Source organism: Burkholderia cepacia complex sp. TUM26381, assembly GCF_057439935.1.
Genome location: NZ_CM172007.1, coordinates 1,996,898 through 2,019,951, shown reverse-complemented (window position 1 = coordinate 2,019,951; position 23,054 = coordinate 1,996,898). Strand labels below are relative to the sequence as shown.

At 68.5% G+C, this 23,054-nt stretch carries 19 protein-coding genes; 9 read left to right on the top strand and 10 right to left on the bottom strand.

Translation table 11 applies throughout. The annotated features are described in order from the left end of the window. Positions 1-32: 32 nt before the first annotated feature. Positions 33-977 carry a LysR family transcriptional regulator gene (locus ACWMMN_RS25760; protein ID WP_174991868.1) on the bottom strand — a complete coding sequence of 315 codons (945 nt, stop codon included), beginning with the start codon at positions 975-977 and terminating at the stop codon, positions 33-35. Between the two features lie 168 nt (positions 978-1,145). Here ACWMMN_RS25760 and gtdA point away from each other — a divergent pair, with 168 nt between their 5' ends. The 5 genes from gtdA (at position 1,146) to ACWMMN_RS25735 (ending at position 6,387) form a co-directional block, all read left to right on the top strand. Then, the gene (gtdA, locus tag ACWMMN_RS25755; protein ID WP_059237034.1) at positions 1,146-2,189 is read left to right on the top strand and encodes a gentisate 1,2-dioxygenase; all 1,044 of its coding nucleotides are present in this window, start codon (positions 1,146-1,148) and stop codon (positions 2,187-2,189) included. An 81-nt stretch (positions 2,190-2,270) separates the two neighbouring features. After that, positions 2,271-2,969: a fumarylacetoacetate hydrolase family protein gene (locus tag ACWMMN_RS25750; protein ID WP_486423298.1), complete on the top strand. Its 699-nt coding sequence runs from the start codon at positions 2,271-2,273 to the stop codon at positions 2,967-2,969. Between the two features lie 24 nt (positions 2,970-2,993). Further along, on the top strand, positions 2,994-3,635 hold the full coding sequence (gene maiA / locus ACWMMN_RS25745) for a maleylacetoacetate isomerase (protein ID WP_059237032.1): 642 nt from the start codon (positions 2,994-2,996) through the stop codon (positions 3,633-3,635). 19 nt (positions 3,636-3,654) lie between these two features. Then, complete coding sequence (locus ACWMMN_RS25740) at positions 3,655-4,863, top strand: 3-hydroxybenzoate 6-monooxygenase (RefSeq protein WP_174991866.1); 1,209 nt, start codon at positions 3,655-3,657, stop codon at positions 4,861-4,863. Positions 4,864-4,944: 81 nt separating this feature from the next. Continuing rightward, complete coding sequence (locus ACWMMN_RS25735) at positions 4,945-6,387, top strand: DUF6691 family protein (protein WP_486423297.1); 1,443 nt, start codon at positions 4,945-4,947, stop codon at positions 6,385-6,387. A 158-nt stretch (positions 6,388-6,545) separates the two neighbouring features. On the opposite strand, the gene ACWMMN_RS25730 is transcribed toward ACWMMN_RS25735, so the two are convergent. Then, on the bottom strand, positions 6,546-6,896 hold the full coding sequence (locus ACWMMN_RS25730) for a hypothetical protein (RefSeq protein WP_486423296.1): 351 nt from the start codon (positions 6,894-6,896) through the stop codon (positions 6,546-6,548). A gap of 212 nt (positions 6,897-7,108) precedes the next feature. On the opposite strand from ACWMMN_RS25730, the gene ACWMMN_RS25725 reads away from it, so the two are divergent. Continuing rightward, on the top strand, positions 7,109-8,593 hold the full coding sequence (locus tag ACWMMN_RS25725; RefSeq protein ID WP_486423295.1) for an aminotransferase-like domain-containing protein: 1,485 nt from the start codon (positions 7,109-7,111) through the stop codon (positions 8,591-8,593). An 81-nt stretch (positions 8,594-8,674) separates the two neighbouring features. On the opposite strand, the gene ACWMMN_RS25720 is transcribed toward ACWMMN_RS25725, so the two are convergent. The 3 genes from ACWMMN_RS25720 to ACWMMN_RS25710 form a co-directional block, all read right to left on the bottom strand. Further along, the gene (locus tag ACWMMN_RS25720) at positions 8,675-8,950 is read right to left on the bottom strand and encodes a CppA family protein (protein WP_059237024.1); all 276 of its coding nucleotides are present in this window, start codon (positions 8,948-8,950) and stop codon (positions 8,675-8,677) included. A 97-nt stretch (positions 8,951-9,047) separates the two neighbouring features. Further along, entirely contained in the window at positions 9,048-10,424 is a 1,377-nt protein-coding gene (locus ACWMMN_RS25715; protein ID WP_486423294.1) for a cytochrome-c peroxidase, read from the bottom strand. Beyond that, on the bottom strand, positions 10,421-11,884 hold the full coding sequence (locus ACWMMN_RS25710) for a metallophosphoesterase family protein (RefSeq protein ID WP_256086499.1): 1,464 nt from the start codon (positions 11,882-11,884) through the stop codon (positions 10,421-10,423). Before ACWMMN_RS25710 ends, ACWMMN_RS25715 begins: the two co-directional genes overlap by 4 nt. Positions 11,885-12,044: 160 nt before the next feature. Between ACWMMN_RS25710 and ACWMMN_RS25705 the strand changes: the two genes are divergently transcribed. Next, positions 12,045-12,893: a class I SAM-dependent methyltransferase gene (locus ACWMMN_RS25705; protein ID WP_059237021.1), complete on the top strand. Its 849-nt coding sequence runs from the start codon at positions 12,045-12,047 to the stop codon at positions 12,891-12,893. A 100-nt stretch (positions 12,894-12,993) separates the two neighbouring features. On the opposite strand, the gene ACWMMN_RS25700 is transcribed toward ACWMMN_RS25705, so the two are convergent. From ACWMMN_RS25700 to ACWMMN_RS25680, 5 genes are all read right to left on the bottom strand, one after another. Then, positions 12,994-13,305, bottom strand: coding sequence for a hypothetical protein (locus ACWMMN_RS25700; protein ID WP_059237020.1), 312 nt, complete (start codon positions 13,303-13,305; stop codon positions 12,994-12,996). Beyond that, positions 13,302-15,323, bottom strand: a complete 2,022-nt coding sequence (locus ACWMMN_RS25695; protein ID WP_342704617.1) for a BCCT family transporter — start codon at positions 15,321-15,323, stop codon at positions 13,302-13,304. The genes ACWMMN_RS25700 and ACWMMN_RS25695 overlap by 4 nt, the downstream gene beginning before the upstream one ends. A 308-nt stretch (positions 15,324-15,631) precedes the next feature. After that, positions 15,632-16,819: a porin gene (locus tag ACWMMN_RS25690; RefSeq protein WP_059237018.1), complete on the bottom strand. Its 1,188-nt coding sequence runs from the start codon at positions 16,817-16,819 to the stop codon at positions 15,632-15,634. Positions 16,820-16,918: 99 nt separating this feature from the next. Then, entirely contained in the window at positions 16,919-19,339 is a 2,421-nt protein-coding gene (locus ACWMMN_RS25685; protein ID WP_059237017.1) for a glycoside hydrolase family 31 protein, read from the bottom strand. 27 nt (positions 19,340-19,366) lie between these two features. Next, positions 19,367-20,638, bottom strand: coding sequence for an MFS transporter (locus ACWMMN_RS25680; protein WP_059237016.1), 1,272 nt, complete (start codon positions 20,636-20,638; stop codon positions 19,367-19,369). A gap of 471 nt (positions 20,639-21,109) precedes the next feature. Between ACWMMN_RS25680 and ACWMMN_RS25675 the strand changes: the two genes are divergently transcribed. Continuing rightward, positions 21,110-22,054, top strand: coding sequence for a MurR/RpiR family transcriptional regulator (locus ACWMMN_RS25675; RefSeq protein WP_059237015.1), 945 nt, complete (start codon positions 21,110-21,112; stop codon positions 22,052-22,054). Continuing rightward, positions 22,051-23,049 carry an isoaspartyl peptidase/L-asparaginase family protein gene (locus ACWMMN_RS25670; protein ID WP_342704620.1) on the top strand — a complete coding sequence of 333 codons (999 nt, stop codon included), beginning with the start codon at positions 22,051-22,053 and terminating at the stop codon, positions 23,047-23,049. The genes ACWMMN_RS25675 and ACWMMN_RS25670 overlap by 4 nt, the downstream gene beginning before the upstream one ends. Positions 23,050-23,054: the final 5 nt, after the last annotated feature.

Genomic DNA, 23,054 nt, shown 5'->3' with positions numbered 1-23,054 from the left:
CAGGCGGCCCGGTTCGCGCCGGGCCGCGCCATTCACTCCACCTTCACTTTCTCCCAGCCGCCGACTTGCGGCGCCGCACAGGCGCGCAGGCACTCGATCGTCGCGGCCACGGCCGCGCGGTTCGCGCTGTCGGGGTGCCAGTAGATCGACACCGCGCCCTGGCCCTCGAGCTCCATCGGCAGAATGCGGATCGCGTTCAGTTGCGCGAAACGCCGCGCGGCACGATGTGACGCGACACCGAGCAGGTCGGTGTTGTTCAGCAGCGTGAGGTTCAGGATCGACGAATTCGATTCGACGCAGTGCGGCGGCTGCACGCGGCCGGCGGCATTCAGTGCGGCTTCCAGCGCGTTGTGCACGGGCGTGCCGGACGGCCACACGATCCACGGGTAGGCGAGCACGTCGTCCCAGCCGACCGACGTCGCACCGGCGAGCGCATGGCCGGGCCGCGCGACGAACACGACCGGATCGACATACAGCGCTTCGGCATGCAGCAGCGGATCGACGTAGGTCGAGCCCGAGCGGCCGACGACGATATCCAGTTCGCTGCGTGCGAGCTGCGGCATCAGCTGGTTCATCGTGCTTTCGGTGAGCCGCACCTGCGCGCGCGGCATCCGCTTCAGCAGTTGCGACACTGCGAGCGGCACCGTATCGGCCGCCGCGACGCCCGATGTGCCGATCGTCACGAGGCCGCTGCCGCCTTCGCGCAGCGCGGCCATGTCGTCGCGCGCGATGTCGAGCTGCGCTTCGACGCGGCGCGCGTGCTCGATCAACGCTTCGCCGTAGGGCGTCGGCCGCAGGCCGCGCGCATGCCGCTCGAATAGCGGCAGCCCGACATCCTCTTCCAGCTCCTTCAGCCATTTCGACAGCGCCGGCTGCGTGGTCGCGAGCGCCAGCGCCGACTGGCTCAGGTTGCCGGTGCCGGCCAGGCTCAACAGTACCTGCAGATGCCGCAGCCGCAGCCGGTGGGTCCAGTCCATAGCATGCCTCGTCTCGAGAAGGTATATCCAGAATTATATGGATCAGATGATTTGATCATTTTACCGGGTATGGCTGCGTCGAATATAAATCCACTCACGGACCGCAGCACGGTCCCCGACCCGACAGACCTGGCGCCGACGCCGATCGGCCGCCTGCAAGGAGACATCATGACGACCCATCCGGACGCGTCGCGCGCCGCCTACTACGCACGGATCGCCGAGCAGCGCCTCGCGCCGCTGTGGGAATCGCTGCACAACCTCGTGCCGAAATCGCCGCAGCCGGCTGCGCAGGCCGCGATCTGGAAGTACGCGCAGATACGCGACCTCGTGATGCAGGCCGGCAGCGTGATCAGCGCGGAAGAAGCCGTGCGCCGCGTGCTGGTGCTGGAGAACCCGGGGCTGCCCGGCAAGTCGAGCATGACGCCGAGCCTGTATGCGGGGCTGCAGCTGATCCTGCCGGGCGAGATCGCGCCGAGCCACCGCCATACGCAGTCGGCGCTGCGGTTCATCGTCGAAGGGCGCGGCGCATGGACGGCCGTGAACGGCGAGCGCACGACGATGCATCCGGGCGACTTCATCATCACGCCGTCGTGGGCGTGGCACGACCACGGCAATCCGTCGGCGGACGAGGGCGGCGAGCCGGTCGTGTGGCTCGACGGGCTCGACATCCCGCTCGTCGCGAATCTCGACGCCGGTTTTGCGGAGAACTACCCGGAAGCCGTGCAGCCCGTGAATCGCCCGGAAGGCGACAGCTTCGCGCGCTTCGGTCACAACATGGTGCCGGTGCGGCATCGCGTGAGCGACCCGACGTCGCCGGTGTTCAGCTATCCGTATGCCCGTACCCGCGAGGCGCTCGACGCGCTGTACCGGAACGGCGAGATTGACGCGTGGGACGGCGTGAAGCTGCGCTACGTGAACCCCGCGACGGGCGGCTGGCCGATGCCGACCATCGCCACCTTCATGCAGTTCCTGCCGGCCGGCTTCGACGGCCGCACGTACCGCAGCACCGACGCGACGATCTACTGCGTCGTCGAAGGCTCCGGCACCGCATGGGTCGGCGACAGCGCATTCGCGTTCGAGCCGCACGACATCTTCGTCGCGCCGTCGTGGGCGCCGGTGCGGCTGTCGGCGTCGTCCGACAGCGTGCTGTTCAGCTATTCCGACCGGCCCGTGCTGTCCGCGCTGAATCTGCTGCGCGAAGCGCGCGACTGACGCCGGCGCTTTCAACGATCCGTTTTCCGTGCGCTGCCGCGGCGGCGCGCCCCTTCATTCATGTCTAAGCTGGAGCCGTTCATGACTTTCGTTTTCCCGCCCGAAGCACCCGTGGCGCTGCCTGTTGCCGGCAGCGATGCCCAATTCGCCGTGCGCCGCGTCTATTGCGTCGGCCGCAACTACGCGGCTCATGCGCGTGAAATGGGCTTCGATCCAGATCGCGAGCCGCCGTTCTTCTTCTGCAAGCCGGCCGATTCGATCGTGCCGGTCGCGTACGGCGAAACGCTCGACCTCGCGTATCCGTCGCAGACGCAGAACTATCACTACGAAGCCGAACTCGTCGCGGTGATCGGCAAGGGCGGTTCGGACATCCCGCTCGAGCGCGCGCTCGAACACGTGTGGGGCTATGCGGTCGGCATCGACATGACGCGCCGCGACCTGCAGATGAAGATGCGCGAAATGGGCCGGCCGTGGGAAATCGGCAAGGCGTTCGACCGCTCGGCGCCGATCGGGCCCGTGCATCCGGCCAGCGACGTCGGTCATTTCGAGCAGGGCGGCCTGTGGCTGACGGTCAATGACGCGACGAAGCAGAAGAGCGACGTGTCGCACCTGATCTGGTCGGTTGCGGAGACGGTGGCCGACCTGTCGAAGTTCTTCCGCCTCGAACCGGGCGACGTGATCTTCACGGGTACGCCCGAAGGTGTCGGCGCGGTGGTGGCGGGCGACGTGATGAAGGTCGGCGTCGAGCGTCTCGGCGAACTGACCGTGCGCGTGGTCTGACGCGTTTCCCCGAAAGGTCACATCGTGCAACTGCATAGCTTCTTCAACAGTTCGACATCCTACCGGGTGCGCATTGCGCTCGCGCTGAAAGGGCTGCCGTACGACACGCTGCCCGTGAACATCCGCACCGGCGAGCAGCGCGACGCCGCTTACGTCGCGCAGGTGAACCCGTCGGCCGCGGTGCCGGCGCTGGTTGACGGCGATTTCCGCCTCGGCCAGTCGCTTGCGATCCTCGATTACCTCGACCGGATCCGGCCGGAACCGCGGCTGATTCCGCTCGAGCTGCGCCGCCGGGCGCGCGTACTGGAACTGGCGACGTTGATCGCGTGCGACATCCATCCGGTCAACAACCTGCGCGTGCTGCGCTATCTCGACAGCGAACTGAAGGTCACGCCGCAGCAGAAGACCGCGTGGTACCGGCACTGGATCGCGGAAGGGATGGCCGGCGTCGAGCGCCTGCTGGCCCGCGCGGACGAGGGCCCGTGGTGCTTCGGCGACACGCCGACGCTCGCCGACGTGTGTCTCGTGCCGCAGGTCGCGAACGCATTGCGGATGGATTGCGACCTGAGCGCGTTTCCGCGCAGCCTCGCGGTGTTTGAACACGCGCGGCACGAGCCGGCTTTCGAGGCCGCGCAACCGCAGCGGCAACCGGATTACGTCGCGTAACACAAAGCAGGAGACAAACATGGGTGAGACACACCACAACGGCCGGCGCGTTCTCGTGATCGGCGGCGGTATCGGCGGGCTGGCAGCGGCGCTGGCGCTCGCGCGCCAGGGTATCCGCGTGAAGCTGCTCGAACAGGCCGGGCAGATCGGCGAGATCGGCGCGGGAATCCAGCTTGCGGCGAACGCATTCAACGCGCTCGATGCGCTCGGTGTCGGTGAGGCGGCACGCGGTCGCGCGGTGTTCACCGACTGGCTGCAACTGATGGACGCGATCGATGCACGCGAAGTCGCGCGCATCGATACGGGGGCTGCGTATCGCGAACGGTTCGGCAATCCGTATGCGGTGATCCATCGCGCGGACATTCACCTGTCGATCTACGAAGCGGTCCGGGATCACCCGCTGATCGAATTCCGGACGAGCACGCAGGTGTGCGGGTTCGAGCAGGACGGCAACGGCGTGACCGTGATCGACCAGCACGGCGAGCGCTATCGTGCCGACGCGGTGATCGGTTGCGATGGCGTGAAATCCGCGATCCGTCAGGCGCTGATCGGCGATGCGCATCGCGTGACGGGCCACGTCGTGTATCGCGCGGTGGTCGACGTCGACAACATGCCGAAGGATCTGCAGATCAATGCACCGGTCGTGTGGGCCGGCCCGCATTGCCATCTGGTTCACTATCCGCTGCGCGGCGGGCAGCAGTACAACCTCGTCGTCACGTTCCACAGCCGTGAGCAGGAAACCTGGGGCGTGCGCGAGGGCAGCAAGGAAGAGGTGCTGTCGTACTTCGACGGCATTCATCCGCTGCCGAAACAGATGCTCGACCGGCCGACGTCGTGGAAACGCTGGGCGACCGCCGACCGCGATCCGGTGGAGGGCTGGAGCGCGGGCCGTGCGACGGTGCTCGGCGATGCGGCCCATCCGATGACGCAATACATCGCGCAGGGCGCATGCCAGGCGCTCGAGGACGCGGTGACGCTCGGCGCGGCCGTTGCGCAGACCGACGGTGATTTCGAGGCCGCGTTCGCGCGGTACGAACGCGTGCGGATTCCGCGTACCGCACGCGTGCTGTATTCGGCACGGGAAATGGGGCGGATCTATCACGCGAAAGGCGTCGAGCGGCAGGTGCGCAACGGGCTCTGGGTCGGCCGCACGCAGGCGCAGTTCTACGACGCGCTCGACTGGCTGCACGGCTGGCGCGCGGAGGATTGCCTGAAGACTGTCGCATAACGCATACATTCAGCCCGATTCCGGCGGCGCGCATTCCAACGACATACGACGCGCGACCGCCTTCCTGGAGGAGACACCCTTATGGCCGATACGCTGTCCATCGACGTCAGCGAATGGATCGACCGGCATCGCGTGGCGCCGTTTCAGGCCGCGATCGTCGTTCTGTGCTTTCTGATCGTCGCGATCGACGGATTCGATACCGCATCGATCGGGTTCATCGCACCCGTCATCCGTACGGAGTGGGGCCTGTCGCCCGCGCAGCTCGCCCCGGTGTTCGGCGCGGGGCTCGCCGGGCTGATGGCCGGCGCGCTCGTGTTCGGGCCGTTCGGCGACCGGTTCGGCCGCAAGCGCCTGCTGCTCGCGTGCGTCGCGTGCTTCGGCATTGCGAGTGCTGCGTCGGCAAGCGCCGGCGGCCTGACCGAGCTGATCGTGTGGCGCTTCGTGACCGGGCTCGGGCTCGGCGGCGCGATGCCGAATGCGATCACGCTGACGTCCGAATACTGTCCGGCGCGCCGCCGTTCGCTGCTCGTGACGACGATGTTCTGCGGCTTCACGATCGGTTCCGCGCTCGGCGGGCTCGCGGCCGCGTCGCTGATCGAGCACCACGGCTGGCGCGCGGTGCTCGTCGTTGGCGGCGCCGCGCCGCTGCTGCTCCTGCCGGTGCTGGCATGGCGGCTGCCGGAATCGGTGCGCTATCTCGTCAACCAGGGCGCGCCTTCCGCGCGGATCGCGGCAATGCTCGGCCGCATCGCACCGGATCCGCACCTCGTGCACGCGTCGTTCGTCGCACCGGCCGGCAAGCCGGCCGGGTCGCCGCTCGGCCGGCTGTTCGGCGCCGACCTGCTGCGCGGCACGCTGCTGCTGTGGCTGACGTTCTTCATGAGCCTGCTCGTCATCTACCTGCTGTCCAGCTGGCTGCCGACGCTGCTGCGCACGACCGGTGCAACGCTGCAGACGGCCGCGCGCGTGACCGCGATGTTCCAGGTCGGCGGCACGTTCGGCGCGATCGTCCTCGGCGGGTTGATGGACCGCTTCGATCCGCATCGCGTGCTGGCCTGCAGCTATGCGGCGGCCGGTATCTTCGTCGCGGCGATCGGCGTGTTTGCCGCGTCGCCGTCAGGCGCCGCGCTCGCGGTGTTCGCCGCCGGCCTCATCGTGTCGGGCATGGCCAATCCGCAGAAGGTGCTCGGCTTTCTGGACCTGGCCGGCCATTGGGATCCGTCGCTTGCGTTCGTGATGGCGGGTGCGACAGGTGTGGCGGTATTCGCGTTCGCGTGGGCAAAGCGCCGGACACGGTCATGGCTCGGCCTGCCGATGCAGTTGCCGGCGTTGCGCGCGATTACCGTGCGCCTCGTCGCAGGCAGTGCGGTGTTCGGCATCGGCTGGGGAATTGCCGGGTTCTGTCCGGGGCCCGCGATCGTGTCGGTCGGCTTCGGGTCGGCCAAGGGGATCGGGTTCGTCGCCGCGATGCTGGTGGGGATGGCCGTATTCGAGTGGATCGAGCGTCGCCGGAGCGCACGGTGAGGCGGTGGCCGCCGCGATGCCGGGAAGGCTGCGGTGGTCGAATGGTGGGCGATGGGGACGCTCCGGTGAGGGTGGCCGGCAAAGCGTGCGTTCGCCGGTTGCAGTGACAATGGGGGAGGTGCGCGGTGCGACGCGGCAAGTCGCGGCAAGTCGCGATGTCAGGAATGCCCGCGCACATGAGTGCCGCCGCGCACTCGCCCGGACAGCCGGCGCAGGATGCGTCGCCACGCCGCGCGCATGCCGTTCCGGCCCGCAGGTTCCACGACCGTTGTACGGACCGCGCCGGCGCTGCCAGCCGACAGCGCCGCGTGACCGGCCGTCTCGAACGTCAGGCATTCGCCTTCGTCGAGTTCGCGGCGTATGTATTGCGGCGCGTCGGGCAGCCAGTCGAGCGCGCCGTGACGCAGCGTGACCGCGAGTGCGCCGTCCAGCACGATCACCTGGCTACCCTTGTCGAACCACGCAAAGTGGCTTTGCCCGGCGTCGAGCCGGATGTGTTGCGTTCGCATCGCGATTCCTTTTCCCGGTGGCCCCGGTTGCGCGGCCTCGTGACGGCGAGGCGCTGGCGTGCAATCAGGTTAGGGAAACGGGCACAGGCGCGACAGATTCAGGGGACGGGAATCTGTTGCGGTGCAGGCAGCGATTTCGAGCGGCTGTATCGGTGGGTTTTCCCCGAATCTGTATCTGGCGAGCGCCTGGGCGAGCGGGCACGATGATCCGCATGACGCCTTTCGCCGACGCATCCCGCACGCCTTTGCCGCTGGACGGCGAGCCGCTTTACGAACGGCTCGCCGAACATTACCGCCGGATCATCGCGGCCGGCACGCTGTCGCCCGGCGACCGGATGCCGTCGGTGCGCGCGTTCATGGCGCAGCACGGCGTGAGCCTGTCGACCGCGACCCAGACATTCAGGCGGCTCGAGGATACGGGCTGGTGCGAGGCGAAGCCGCGTTCCGGTTACTTCGTGCGCCGCCGCGCGGCGGCCGCGCTTGCAACACTGCCGGAAAGCGACGGGCCGCCGCTGAGCGTCGAGCCGCCGTTCGCGGGGCTGCACGAGCGCGTGTCGCGCGTGATCGACCGCGCGAATGCGGCGACCGATGCATTGAATCTCGGCGGCGCGTCCGCGCTCGCCACGCTGTATCCGGCCGAGCGCCTGCAGACGCTGGCGATCCGGCTGCTGCGGCGCAAGCCCACGTTGCTGACCGATGCGGGGCCGGTCGGCGGTTCGCCCGAATTCCGGCAGACGATGGCCAAACGCGCGCTGTCGTATGGCGTGACGGTGACGCCGGACGACGTGATGTCGACGAGCGGCGGCGTCGATGCCGTGAATCTCGCGTTGCGTGCGGTGGCGCGCCCCGGCGACACGATCGCGATCGAATCGCCGGCCTTCTTCGGGCTGATCCAGTTGCTCGAAAGCCTCGGCCTGCGTGCACTCGAAATCCCGGCGAGCCCGACGGCCGGCCTGTCGATCGAGGCGCTCGAAGTGGCGCTGGCCGCGTATCCGGACATTCGGGCCGTGGTGGTCGTGCCGAACCTGCAGAACCCGCTCGGCTGCGTGATGCCCGACGAGCGCAAGGCGGGGCTTGTCGCGCTCTGTTCGCGCCACGGTGTGGCCGTGATCGAGGACGAGCCGTATCGCGAGCTCGTCGAGGCGCCGCAGGCGGTCAAGCCGGTCAAGGCATGGGACCGCGACGGCACGGTGATCTACTGCCCGTCGTTCAACAAGGTGCTGGCCCCCGGGATGCGGCTCGGCTGGATGACTGCGGGCCGCTGGCAGGCGCGTGTGAGGATGCTGAAGTTCGCGCACAGCCGGCACAACGCCGCATTGCTGCAGGCCGTTGCGGCCGAATTCGTCGGCTCGGGCGCGTTCGACCGCCACCTGCACCGGTTCCGCGAACAGTTGCGCGTGCAGCGCGACGTGACGATCGACGCGATAGCGCGGCATTTCCCCGCCGGCACGCGGATGAACCAGCCGCCGGGCGGAATGCTGCTGTGGATCGCATTGCCGGACGGCGTGCGCTCCGATGCGCTGTTCGACGCCGCACTGGCGCACGGAATCAGGATCGCGCCCGGGTCGATCTTCTCGAATTCCGACCGCTTCGACGGCTATATCCGGCTCGCTTGCACGCGCGTGTTCGATGTGGCGCACGAAGCGGCATTCGAAACGCTCGGCCGCCTCGTACGGGAAGCCAAGGCGGCTGCGTAAGCGTGGCGGCGACGGGCCGGGCTTGCGAATAGGCGAGCGACCCGGCTTGCCAAGGCACCGACGCGGCAAGCCGTCGCCATTTCATCGGCTGGCCGAGTGCGACGCGAGATGCTGGCGGATCAGCGACAGGTAACGATCGCCCACCGAGAAATCGCGCGCGGCGCGCGGCCGGGCCGCCGGACGCAGCGTGGCCGGCGCGCTCATGCCCAGATACCGGCAGACGGCAGACGGAAAGGGCTTGCGTGTATGCCCGAGCTGACGCGCCGCGCGTTCGACGCGGGCATCGCCGACCTGGGAACGCAGCCACGCCAGCACTTGGCGATCGGTGTCGTTGACGATACGGACCAGATGTTCCATCGCGCACCTCACTGTTCATAAATACAGTACTGTAAATATAACCAGTGTTTTCGCTGTCCGCAAGCGGGTGCGCATCCGGCTGGCCGTTCGGCCAGGGTCAGCGTGCCGGCGCGGCGGTCCGGGCGAGGCGGGCAGCAGGGGCCGCGACCCCCGTATAGCGCGCGTCGGTCAGCGTGCCGAGGAATGCGACGATGTCGTCGATTTCCGCGTCGGTCAGCGCGGGCGGCGTGCCGGGCCGGCGGTTCATCGGCGTCGAGTTGACGTTGATGTTGCCGCGATAGGCGGCGGGCACGTCGTCGAACGTTTTGGCGCCGTGATACCAGAAGCCGGGGTCGGTCGAACGCGTGTTGTAGAACGCGACCGCGTCGCGCAGCGTCGTGAACACGCCGTTGTGCATGAACGTCTGCTTGACCGCGACGTTGCGCAGCCCCGGCGTGCGCAGGTAGCCACACCATTGCGTCGGTTCGGGCCAGCGCAACCGCCGCGCGGTGTCGCACAGCCCGTTGTCGAAATGGCGCGGATCGCGGTTCGCCGGCAGCGCGCGGTTGCGCGGCACCGCGATCGCGTCGTAGCCGAAATCGGTGAACAGCGAGCGCTCCGGGCGGCTCGATGTCTCCGACAGCGTGTGGCAAGTCATGCAATTGCCCTTGTCAGGATTCCGGAACAGCGCGAGGCCGCGCATCTCGGCCGGCGCGAGCGGCTTGCGCGTGCGCAGGAATGCGTCGAAGCGCGACGTGAACGGCGCCATCTCGTCGCTCTGCAGATACGCCTCGACAGCCGAACCCAGTGCGCGTACCAGTTGCTCGGGATCGCGCCGCACCGGCGCGCCGAAGCGCGCGGCGAGATCGGGCGCGAGTTCGGTCGCGTTGACCTTGCGCAGCAGCGCGGCCGGCGACCGGTTGTTCATCTCGTTCGGATCGAACAGCGGCCCGCGGATCTGCTCGGCGAGCGTATCCGCGCGGCCGTCGATGAACAGCCCGCCGAACGGCGACGGCGCGGGCGCATCGTCGTCCTGGTAGAAGTGGCGGCGCGGCACGTAGCGCACGTAGAGCAGCGACGGTGCATTGCGCTGGCTGAAGCGCCCGGGCCGGCTGCCTTCCGGCACGCCGGGCCCCGCGAGCGAGGCCGCCGACAGCGTCGGCGCGAACGCGCGGCCGGGATCGTGGCAGCTCGCGCACGACATGCCGCGCGGCTCGGACAGCCGCGGATCGAAGAAGATCCGGCGGCCGAGCGCGACGAGCGTCGGGTCGGGCGCGAAGCGCGCGGTGGCCGCGTCGATCTTGCCCGTCACCTGCGGCGTGCCGTTGCCGATCGTGTCGACGACCCGCGACGGCGGTGCGCCGGGAAGCAGCACCGTTTCGGCCGGCGCGGCGTGGGCCGCGAGCGTCAGGCCGGCGAGCACGGTTGCGGCAAGCGCGTACCGCTTTTGCCGGCCGCGCACCCCGCGGCCGTCACATCGGACTGCTTCACTCACGGTGCGATGAACCCCGTCTTGTCGCAGGCGAGCGTCGTGCCCGACTGGTTGCACGACGCGAGCAGCTTGCCGGCCGCCGAATACGCACGGTATACCCAGCCCGTTGCCGGCGCTGCGCTGCGTTCCATGATCAGGAACCCGAAGCTGTTGTTGTGCGACAGCCGATCGATCACTGCGCCCGGTGCGGGCGTCAGGCCGGCCGGGAACGGGTCGGGCAGCGCGACGTCGAGGTTGTCGCCGCCGTTGCCGGACACGATCGTCGCCGGGTGCCCGGACGAGAAGTTGATCGCCTGGAAATCGTGCACGTGACCGTGCAGCGCGACATGCACGCCCGGCGGGTAGTATGCCTGCGCGTTGAGGCTCGACATGACCGATTGCAGCGCGAGGTTGCCCGGCGCGGGCGTGCTGCCCGCGATCGGCGCGAACGCGAGGATCGGATGATGGTTCGTGAAGATCGTCGTCGTCATGCCGGCCTTCGACGCGAGCGATGCGACCGTCTGGAACTGCTTCTGGTAGATGCCGAATTGCGCGTCGGTCGTCTTGAGCGGCGTGCGGCCGACCTTCGCGGTATCGAACACGATCACCTGCGAGCCGCCGCCGAGCGACACCGCATAGGGTTCCGAATAGTTCGCGTTGTTGTCGTTGGCCGGATCGTCGCACGAGCGGGCCGCCGAATACGGGCGCGGATCGAGGAAGCGGAACCAGCCCTGGCCCGCGCGCGCGCATTCCTCGTGGTTGCCGCGCACGACGACCCACGGGGCCTTCGCGAGCAGCGGCGCGGCCGGGCGGAACAGGTCGGCCTGCCACGTATCCCAGCCATAGCCCCACGGGCTGTCCTTGCAGCCGGCGATGTCCGGCGGGCACGCGTTCTCGCGATAGTGGTAGTCGCCGATGTGCAGCACGAGATCGGGCGACAGCTTCGCGACGCTGGCCGCGATCGTGGCCAGCGGCCAGACCGATGCGTCATTGCACGCCTGCCATGCGTTGTCGGCCTTCTTCATCCGGCAGCCCGTGTCGGCGATGATCGCGACGCGTTGCGGCTGCGCTTTCGGCAGCGGCAGCGTGCGGCCCGCGACGCTTGCGGCCTGAGCGCCGGCCGGCAGTGTCGTTTCGCACACGGAGACCGGGAAGCTGGACGGTTTCGATTCGGCCGGATCGCTGGCGGTCGGCCGCTGGGCGACGGTCGCGGCGCCTGCGCGCAGCGCCATGCGCGACAGCTTGCCGTCGACGGTCAACTGCGGGCACAGCGGATCGCTGGCCGACGCGGGCGTGTAGTTCGTGATGACGCGCGCGATCGCCTGGTTCGCGTCGCCGATTTCGACCCATGCGGCCTGGACGTTGACCGATGCGCTGGCCGGATCGTCCGGCGTATCGATGTGATTCGAGCACGCGGACAGCGCGGCGAGGGCAACAAGGGGAGCGCAGCGCATGAGCAGCGTGCGCGTGAGGAGTCGTCGCATGGGAGGCACCGTAGGAAAGTCGTCAACGATACGCAGCGTGAATGTAAGAAATGTGAAAAGCGGGGCGCGACGGCGGGCGCAACCCGGCCGGCCTTGACCTCAAGCCGGCTTGAAGCAGCACAGTGCGGTTCATCATCCATGAACCAGAAGGAGATCGACGATGGAAACCAACCGGCCCAACGCAGCGCAATCCGCGTTGTGGAACGGCCCGTCGGGGCGCGCATGGGTCGATGCGCAGGCGCCGATGGACCGGATGTTCGAACCGTTCGAGACGCTGCTCGCCGATGCAGCGGCCGCGTCGTCGGCCCGCAGCGTGCTCGACGTCGGCTGCGGCACGGGCGCCGTCACGCTCGCGGTCGCACGACGGCTGGGGGCGAACGCGCGTTGCACGGGCATCGATATCTCGGCGCGGATGATCGACGCCGCGCGGGGGCGCGCCGGACGCAGCGGCCTGGACGCCCGTTTCGTGTGTGCGGACGTGCAGACGCATGCGTTCGAGCCCGCGAGCGTCGACCTGATCGTGTCGCGCCTTGGCGTGATGTTCTTCGACGATCCGGTCCGCGCATTCGCGAACCTGCGGCATGCGGCGCGGCCGGGCGCGCGGATGCAGTTCGTCGCGTGGCGCGGGCCGGCCGACAACCCGTTCATGACGACGGCCGAGCGGGTGGCCGCGCCGTTGCTGCCGAACCTGCCCGCCCGGCAGCCCGGCGCGCCGGGCCAGTTCGCGTTCGGCGACCGGCAGCGGATCGCGTCGGTGCTGTCGGACAGCGGCTGGACCGGCATTGTGATCGAACCGGTCGACAGGGCGTGTGCGCTGCCTGAGGCCGCGCTGGACGACTACATTGCGCGGCTGGGCCCGGTGGGCCTTGCGCTGCTGGAGACGGACGAAGCGACGCGGCGGCGCGTGGTCGATGCGGTGCGTGCGGCGTTCGAGCAATACGTGCACGGCGCCGAGGTGCGCTTCGACGCGGCGTGCTGGCTCGTGACGGCGCGCGCGCCGTCCGCATGACGTAGTGCGGCAGAGAAGCGGATCGGGGAAGGCGCGGCTGCCGGTTCGCCGCGCGCGTTGCCGTTCGCGCGTGACGAAGCGGGGCCGTGCGGTGCGCGCGTCAGCGTTTCCGCGCGCGCAGCATCAGCCAGGCGCAACCGCCGGCAACCAGCGCGAGACCGAGCAGGACGGCCTCGGCGCCGAGCGCGAAGCCGGGCGGCATTTCGCCGCTGTCCGGCACTGGCGACAGGTTGCCGCCCATCGCGATGGCGCCGCCGGCGAGCAGCGCCGCGCAGGCGATCCAGTAGATCTTGCCGCGCGGCGCCGCGGCCCGGATCCGCCACAGCGCGATGCCGGAGCCGCCGAGGTAGAGCACGGCGAGCGTGCCGAGCGCGATGACGTCGGACGCGCGGCTTTGCAGGAACCCGTTCATTCGGCCTCCGTGGCATGTCCCGGCGCGCGGCTCAGCAGATGCGTGCGTTTGTCGGCCGCGAGCGACACATAGCGTTCGTACTGGCGCAGCACGTCGGCGATCACCTCGTCGCCGCGCAGGTATTCGACGTCGTAGCCGAGCCGGCCGTCCTCGAAGAACGTGACGATCCCGTATACGTGCTCGCGTGCCGGATCCGGCTCGGCCGCCTCGCGCACCAGGAAAGCGGCCGCGGATTTCACGGTCACGCGCACGCCGTACACGAAGTCGCGATGCTCGGCGGTCGGCACGGTGAGCCGCACCGCATCGTCGCTGTCGCGCTGCACGTGCGCATCGACGCCGCTCGCGCGCAGTTCGTCGGCGACCTTGCGCAGCGCGGGCTCGACCGTTTCCGCGACGAACTGGCGCGCCTCGGCTTCGGTCGTCTGCCGCAGGATGTGCGTGAGGCGATGGCGCCAGTGCTGGCCGGTCCAGAAGCTCGTCGCGGGCGCGACGTCCTGCGAATAGTGCGCGCGGTCGGCTGCAAGTCCACGCCATAACCCGTAGCACAGCGCGAGCATGATGATCGCGACCGGCAGCGCGGCGATCAGCGTCATCGCCTGCAGCGCGCCGAGGCCGCCCGCGACGAGCAGCACCGCGGCGGTCACGCCGAGCAGCGCGGCCCAGAACAGCCGCTGCCACACGGGCGAATGCGGGTTGCCGCGCGTCGCGATCTGGTCGATCACGAATGCGCCCGAATCGGCGGACGTGACGAAGAACACCGCGATCAGCACGATCGCGGCGATCGACAGCAGTTGCGGGAACGGCAGGAAATCGAAGAAGCGGAACAGCAGCGCGTCGACGTTGGTGGCCGTTTGCGCGAGCGCGCCGGCCGCGCCGTGCGTGTCGAGCCAGATCGCGCTGTTGCCGAACACGGTCATCCACACGAGGTTGAACGCGGTCGGCACGAGCAGCACGCCGATCACGAACTGGCGGATCGTGCGGCCGCGCGAAATGCGTGCGATGAACATGCCGACGAACGGCGACCACGACACCCACCACGCCCAGTAGAGGATCGTCCAGCCGCCGAACCAGCCTTCCTCGCGCGGCGGTGCGTACGCATACGTGCGGAACGACAGGTCGACGAGGCTCGACAGGTACTGGCCGATGTTGTCGCCGAGCGCGCGCAGCAGGAACGCCGTCGGGCCGGCGACCACCACGAAGGCGAGCAGCAGGAACGCAAGCAGCAGGTTCAGCTCGGACAGCCGGCGCACGCCCTTGTCGAGGCCGGTCGCGGCCGACACGCCCGCGAGGATCACGACGATTGCGACGAGCCCGATGCGGAACAGGTTGCTGCCGGTATCCCAGCCGCCGACCGTATGCAGGCCCGCGCTCAGCTGCATCACGCCGTAGCCGAGCGTCGTCGCGATGCCGGCGACCGTGCCGACCAGCGCGAACGCGTCGACCGTGTGGCCGATCCAGCCGTTGATGCGCTCGCGCAGCACCGGATACAACCCCGAGCGCAGCGTCAGCGGCAGGTTGTAGCGAAAGCCGAAATACGCGAGCACGAGCCCCATCAGCCCGTAGATTGCCCACGCATGGAAACCCCAGTGGAAGAAGGTCATCAGCATCGCCTCGCGCGCGGCGGCGGGCGTGCCGGGATCGACGGTCGGCGGCTTCAGGAAATGCTGCATCGGCTCGCCGACGCCGAAGTACATGAGGCCGATGCCCATGCCGGCCGCGAACAGCATGGCCGTCCACGACACGAAGCTGAATTCGGGCTCGGCATCGTCGGGGCCGAGGCGGATGTTGCCGAAGTCGCTTGCGGCGATCAGCACGAGAAACACGAGGAAGCCGGTGACGGCGAGCACGTAGAACCAGTCGAAGCGTGCGATGACCCATTGCTGGCCGGCGGCGAACAGCGCGCCGGCTTCGCTCGGGCGCAGCGCGCACACGACGAGCAGCGCGCCGATGACCGCGAGCGCGGGCAGGACGACCTGCGGCTTGAAGGTCGTGCGGGGCGAGGGGCGGGAATCTGGCATGGCGGGCATCCAGTTGTGGGCGCAACGAGGCGCGACGCCGCCCGGCGCGCGCGTCGCGCGTCGGACCCTGATACGGCGTGCGTCGAGTGTACCGCGGTGTCAGGACTGCAAGAAGGGGCATGCAGAAGGGATGAACCTGACGAATTGTAAGATATCGGGGCGATCGGGAAAACCCGCGCGATTTGCCGGGTGGGCCGGCGGGACGCGGAAGACGTCGTGGCGGACGGACATCGGGCGCCCGGACGGCGCGCGCGGAACGCGCATCGTCCGGGGCATGGGCTGCGCGCCGAAGGCGCTGCGGGGCGGGTTCAGAACGTGACGGCGATGCCGGCCATGCCGACGAACTGGCCGTGCGTCGTCGACGGCGTGAGCTGCTGCGAATCGCCGACGATCGGCGCGGCGTCGATGACGTGGCCGGCGCCTTGCGCGCCGAGCGTCTGGCCGCTCGAATGCGTGTACGCCTGCAGCGCGTAGAGCGTCGTGCGCTTCGACAGGCTGTACGACTCCTTCAGCGAATACTGCTGGTAGCGGGCCGCGTTCGCGACGCCGTTCGCCCTCGACGCCAGCGTGTACGCGAATGCGCCGGCCACCGAGAACGCCGGCGTGAAGCGGTATGCGGCAAGCGCGCCGTAGGTGTTGAACACGGCCGTGTCGGTGAACGCGGAGCCGTTGCCGGGCAGGTACTTCACGTTCGAATAGTTGAGACCCATCGTCAGGTCGCCGAGCGTGTAGTTGCCGGCTGCCGCGACCTGCTCGACGGCTTTCGCGGTCAGGTAGCCCTGGTTCAGCACGGACACCGCGAAGCTGCCCGACGGCGCGGTGGCCGGATTCAGGAAGCCCGCGGACGAGCCCGAACTGTTGATCCGCAGGTAGCCGGCCGCGATCCCGATCGGCCCGTTCGCGTAGCGCAGCGCGGCGCTGAACGTGTTGCCCTTGCCGGTCGCGCCGGCGATGCCGCCGAATGCGTACATCGCGCTCGCGGTCAGCCCGGCGAAGGTCGGCGACGTATAGGTGACCGAGTTGTTCACGCGGATCGTCGTGTCGAGGCCGTCGATGTCGCCAGGATGCGCGCCCGTCGCGCCGGTCAGCCAGCTGCTCGACGCGTACGGGCCGACGAACAGGAAGTAGGGCGTGTACTGGCGGCCGGCCGTCATCGTGCCGTAGCGATCGTTGCGCAGGCCGACGAAGGCCTGGCGGTTGAACATCGTGCCGGCGGCGGCCTGCGCACCCGTGTTCAGGTTGAAGCCGGACTGCAGGTCGAAGATCGCGTGCGTGCCGCCGCCGAGATCTTCGTCGCCGCGCAGCCCGAACTTCGACGCGTACAGGTTGCCGTCGCGCATGTAGAGGTTCGAATGGCCCTGCTGGTTGTTCACGTACGCGAGCGAATCGTCGACGACGCCGTACAGCGTCACGCTGCTCTGCGCGTGGGCGGCGGTCGCGCCGAGCGATGCGGCCGATAAAATCAGGATTGCATAATGGTTGACGGGTGCTTTCATGGGCGATCTCCAGGGCTCATCATCTTTTCAACGGGGCGGGAGGCTGCAGCGCCTCCTCTATGGCGGGCCGCGCGAACGGCCCGCCTGATCGGGCTTGCTTCAGTTGTCGAACGTCACGACGAGGCGGCGCCATGCGCCGTCCTGCGTGTCCTGTTCGGCGCGGGCGCCGCGGACGGCAACCGGGCCTTGCAGCGACGCGGGCAGCAGGATCTCGACGCGGCTGGCCGGGCGGCCCGGGTGGCCGTCCCAGCGGACCGACACGCCGAGCACGCCCGACGCCTCGCGGCCGGTCTCGATGCGCCACAGTCCGTATTCGCCGTCGCGCCACGCTTCCGTTTCGCCGTCGTCCTCGACGCATTCGCCGTATGCGACGCCGTCCTCGATGCGGGGCGCGACGAGGAAGCCGCGTGTGTCGGCGCGCGCGCCGAAATGCTGTGCCGCGACGTTCAGCGGCAGCACGCGGCCTTCACGCAGCAGCATCACCGGCGTGTCGAGCGGTGCGGGCAGCGTCACGCTCGCGCCGCCGTCGAACGCCTGCGCGCTCGCACAGCACATCCAGCGCGCGCCCGACGGCAGGTAGACCGTACGCTCGGTCTGGCCGGGATCGACGACCGGCGCGACGAGCAGCGCGTCGCCGAGCATCATGTCGTCGCACGCGTCGTAGCAGCGCGCATCGCCGGGGAAATCCGCAAGGGTCGGCCGCAGCACGGGCTCGTAGCGTGTCGTCGACAGCCACAGCAGGTGATAGAGGTAAGGCAGCAGCCGGTAGCGCTGCTTGATCAGCGTCGCGATCTGCGCGGTGATCTCCGGATACATCCACGGCTCGTTGACGGTGCCGTCGTCGTTCCACGAATGGATGCTGAAGCGCGGCATGAAGATGCCGAACTGCACCCAGCGCAGCAGCAGCTCGGGCGACGGCGCGGGGCCGGAGAAGCCGCCGATGTCGTGGCCGATGTTCGATACGCCCGACAGCGCGAGCCCAAGGCCCATCTTCAGGTTGTAGCGCAGCGTTTCCCACGACGTGTAGTTGTCGCCGGACCAGGTCTGCACGTAGCGCTGCATGCCGGCGCCGCCGGAGCGCGACACGAGGAACGGCCGCTGCGCCGGTGCATGCGCACGCTGCGCTTCGCGCGACGCGCGCATCATCAGCATCGTCTGCAACACTTTTGCTTCGCGTGCCGGGAACGATCGGCCGAAGCCGTGCGCGATCGCATCGGGCGACCAGATCTCGTATTCGTTGTTGTCGTTCCAGGTCGATTCGATCCCGTACTCGAGCAGTGCCGATGTGACCTGTTCGCGCCACCAGCGGTACGCGTCCGGCTGCGTGAAGTCGATGTACGCGCCGACCTCGTCCCAGAACTGCACCCACGCGGGTTCGCCGGATGCCGAGCGGATCAGCAGGCCGCGTTGCGCGGCATCGTCGAACGCGGGATGGTCGCGCAGCAGGCACGGCTTGATGTTCGCGCACAGGCGGATGCCGTGGTCGCGATAGTGCTTCGCGAAGCCCTTCGCGTCGGGAAACTTGTCGCGGTTCCAGTTGAATACGTAGCGCTTCGCGCCGATCGACGTATAGCCCGACGACAGGTGGAACGAATCGCACAGGATGTCGTGCGCGTCGCACTGCTCGACGAACCGGTTCATCTGCTGCTGTGCATCCGGCGCGTCGGTATAGCTCATCGTCGAGCCCGAATAGCCGAGCCCCCATTTCGGCGTGCGCGCGGGGCGCCCGGTGAGCCACGTGAAGCGCCGCGCGGCCGCGAGCGGCGTATCGGGCGATGCGATGAAGTAGTAGTCGAGATCGCCATGCTCGGCGACGAAGTAGCGGTACGGGCCGTGATAGTTGTCGAGCTCGCGGCCCATGTCGAACGAGCAGTCCGACAGCGTGTCGTAGAACAGCCCGAAGCCCTGGCACGCATCGGGCGACCACGTGATGTAGAACGGGATGTGCTTGTACAGCGGGTCGGTATGCTTCGCGCTGTAGCCCATCGCGTCGATGTTGCGCATCTCGAAGCGCGCGCCCGTGCGGTCGAGTTCGCCCGCGCGTTCGCCGAGGCCGAACACCTTGTCGCCGCGTTCGCGGGCGACGTAGTGATAGGCGCGCCCGTCCCACCAGCCGAAGTTGTACGCCTGCGTCGCGCGATCGGCGAGCGCGACGCGCCACGTACCGTCCGCGCCGCGCATCGACCACGTGCAATGGCCGCCTTGCCAGCGCACGGCGAGCCGGATCTGCGCGGTTTCGACGTGCAGGCCGTCGTCGTCTTCGGCGAGGGTAAAGGCGGGCAGCGTGAAGCCGTCGAGGTCGAGGCGATCGCGCCCGTCGAGCGGCACGTCGTCGAGGCCCGGCGCGATCGTCCATGTGCGCGGGGTGTGCGCCGTCGCGTCGGGCAGCACGCGTACCCGCACGATGTCGTCCTCGAGCACGAAGATCTCGAGGGTGGCGCCCGCATCGGACGCGAGCAGCACGCGGTTCGCATGCTTGCCGGCGACGCGGAACACGGGCGGATGAAGGAGCGAAGTCATGAATGCGATTCCTGGTGAGGGCAAATGTCAGGCGTGCCGCGCGAGCAGGCGTTCCTGCTTCGACTGCCCGCGGATCAGCACCGCGAGCAGCGTGACGCCGATGATGTCGAACAGGCCGAGGCACGCGAACAGCGGCGCATAGCCGATCTTGTCGGCGAGCGCACCGACCAGCAGCGAGAAACCGAGGCCGCCGATCCACGCGGCCATCCCGGCGAAGCCGCTCGCGGTGCCGACTTCCTCGGGATCGAATACGTCGGCCGACAGCGTGTTGACGAGCGCGGAGATCATCTGGTGCGCGAAACCGCCGACGCAGAACAGCGCGATGGCCGTGTACGGCGACGACACGAGGCCGATCATCGCGGGCCCGAGCATCAGCACCGCGCCGAGCGCGACGCCGGCGACGCGCGACCACACGAGCGGAAGCTTGTAGCGTTTCGCGAGATACGGCGACAGGTAGCCGCCCGCGATGCCGCCGAGGTCGGCCGCGAGAAACGGCATCCACGCGAAGATCGCGATCTGCGCGAGCGCCATGTGGCGTTCGGTCGCGAGGTACAGCGGAATCCAGAAGCTGAAGGTTTGCCACGCGGGCTCCGCGAAGAAGCGCGGCAGCGCGATGGCCCAGAAGCGCCGCGCGGTGACGACGTCGCGGATCCGGCGCGTCGACACGGCCGGCATCGTGGCCTGGCCGTCGCGGATCAGCGCGCGCTCCTGCGGCGTGATGCGCGGGTGATCGGCCGGCGACCGGTACTGCGTGTACCAGAGCGCGGCCCATACGAACCCGAGCGCACCGGTGGCCATGAACGCGGCCTGCCAGCCGAACCGCATCGACAGGAACACGACGAGCGGCGGCGCGATCGCGGCGCCGAGCGACGTACCCGCGTTGAAGTAGCCGACCGCGACGGATTTCTCGCGATCGGGAAACCATTCGGCGACGGCCTTCATCCCCGACGGAATCGCGGCGGCCTCGAACAGCCCCAGAAAGCCGCGCAGGATGCCGAGCGACAGCCAGCCCGACGCGAAGCCGTGCGCGACGCCGACCACCGACCACAGCATCGCGAACAGCGCGAAGCCGAGCCGCAGCCCGATCAGGTCCACGACGAACCCGCACACCGGCTGCATGATCGTGTAGCCGATCTGGAATGCGCCGACGATGTACGAATACTGCTGCGTCGAGATCGAGAACACCTGCTTGAGCTCGGGTGCCAGCACCGCGAGGGAATTCCGTGCGAGGTAGTTGAGGATCGTGCCGAGACACACGAGCACGATGATCCACCAGCGCAACGCCTTGACTGTCTTCACTGCTGTCTCCTGTCAGACAGGGCGGGCGCGCGGCGCCTGCCCGATCCATGAGGGCCATCCGTCCGGGATGGCTTGTTTCGCTCTATTTGTACGATGTCCGATCTTGATGCGCGCCGTTTTTCCTCGGTTATGCCGAAAATACGGTGTTCAAGCGAACATTTATCTGTCATTCAATCGCCATGTTATCTGACGACTGATCATTTTCGAACATCCTATGTTCGAATTCGAATCCGGTCAACGTGAATCTGCATTCGAACGAACTTGCTCGGGGTTTTCCCGATGAGCTGGTGAGTGCGGCGTGTGCGGCGACGCATCGAGATCGCGCGCCAAAGGCCCGCGCGACGGGGCTGAGCGGTTTCCGGACGAACGCCGGACGCCGGGCAGGGCGTGACAACCCTGATGAAAATTTATTTCTTTTCTGGAGGCAGATTGTGTAAATTGATTTTCATTCACCTTGCAATGACCCTTCGCATGACGCCTCTCGTTCCGCACGACGCCAGTCACGACGAACCCGCGATCGCCGAGCGGATCGCGTCGGCGATGCCGTTGATGACGCCGATTCACCGGCGCATGGGTGAATTCGTGCTCGCGAACCCGTTTCGCGCGGCGACGATGCGGATCGACGAACTCGCGCAGGCCGTGAATGCGTCGATCGCGACTGCGAACCGCTTCGCGAAGGCGCTTGGTTTCGACGGTTATCCGGCGATGCGCGCGGCGCTCGTGAGGGGCTTCGAAGCGACGCTCGGGCCGGTGGAGCGGTTGCGTTCCGCGCAGGAGCAGGAGCCCGGCGTACGCGGCGCCGCGTGGATCGACGCGGTATTCGACCAGGCTGTCGCCAACATCGAGGGCACGCGCGCGCAACTCGACGCGGCCGATGTCGAGGCCGCGGTCGAGGCGATCGTCGGCGCGCGGCGCGTGCTGATCCTCGGCGCGGGGTCGAGCGCGTTTCTGACCGGGCTGATGGAGCACGGGCTGTCCGTGTGCCACGACAGCGTGCAATCGCTCGCGCTGCTCGGCGGCCCTTCGCACGCGGCGCGGCGCCTGTACACGGCCGATTCGCGCGATCTCGTGATCGCGCTCGCGTTTCCGCGCTATGTGAAGGACACGATCGAGCTGGCCCGGCGTGCGGCGGCGCGCGGTGCGCGCGTGCTCGGCATCTCCGACGGGCCGCAATCGCCGCTGGCGCCGATCGCGTCGCTGAACCTGTACGTCAAGGCCGAGAGGCGTTTCGCGGCCACGTCGGAAGCCGCCGTGCTCACGATGATCGAGGCGCTGATCGATGCAGTCGCGCTGCGCACGCACCGGTCCGCGAAATCCGCCGCCGAGATGACCGAATTCCTGCTGCCGTGGCTCGTGCAGCCGCAAGCGGCGTTGCCGGCCGCCAACCCTTCTTCCCCACGTCCGAAAAAATCATGACTTCATCCGCGATCGTCGCAATTCACGGCGGCGCAGGCACGATCCTGCGCGAAGCGATGGATACCGACACCGAACGTCGATACCGTGCCGAACTGACCGCGATCCTGCAGGCCGCGCAGCAGGTGCTGGCCGACGGCGGCAGCGCGCTCGACGCCGTCACGGTCGCGGTGCGCATGCTCGAAGACTGTCCGCTGTTCAACGCCGGACGCGGCGCCGTTTATACGGCAGAAGGCAAGCATGAACTCGACGCGGCGGTCATGGACGGCGCGACGCTCGGCGCCGGCGCGATCTGCTGCGCGACGCGCGTGCGCAATCCGGTGCTGGCTGCACGACGCGTGATGGAGGTGAGCGAGCACGTGCTGTTCGCCGGCGCGGGCGCCGATGCGTTCGCCGCCGCGCAGGGGCTCGAACTCGCGGAACCCGGCTACTTCGATACCGAGTCGCGGCATGCGCAGTGGGTCAAGGCGCGTGCGGCGGCCGGTGCGATGCTCGACCACGATGCGGCGACGTTTGCGTTCGGCAAGTCGCAGTCGCAGCCGCAGCCGGCCGAGCCGCTCGATCCGGACCGCAAGCACGGCACGGTCGGTGCGGTCGCGTGCGACCTGAACGGCCACATCGCGGCGGCGACGTCGACGGGCGGCATCACGAACAAGCAGCCCGGACGGGTCGGCGATTCGCCGATCATCGGGGCCGGTTGCTATGCGGACGACGCGACCTGCGCGGTATCGTCGACGGGCACGGGCGAAATGTTCATCCGGCTCGCGACCGCGCATGACGTGGCCGCGCAGATGGCCTATCGCGGCGCGTCGCTGGCCGATGCGGCACACGACGTCGTGATGAACAAGCTGCCGCGCCTCGCGGGCCGCGGCGGGATCGTCGCGGTCGACGCACAGGGCAACGTCGCGATGCCGTTCAACACCGAAGGGATGTACCGCGGCTACGCGCGCGTCGGTGAGGCGCCGGTCGTCGGCATCTACAGCGACGATGCGGCCTGATGCCG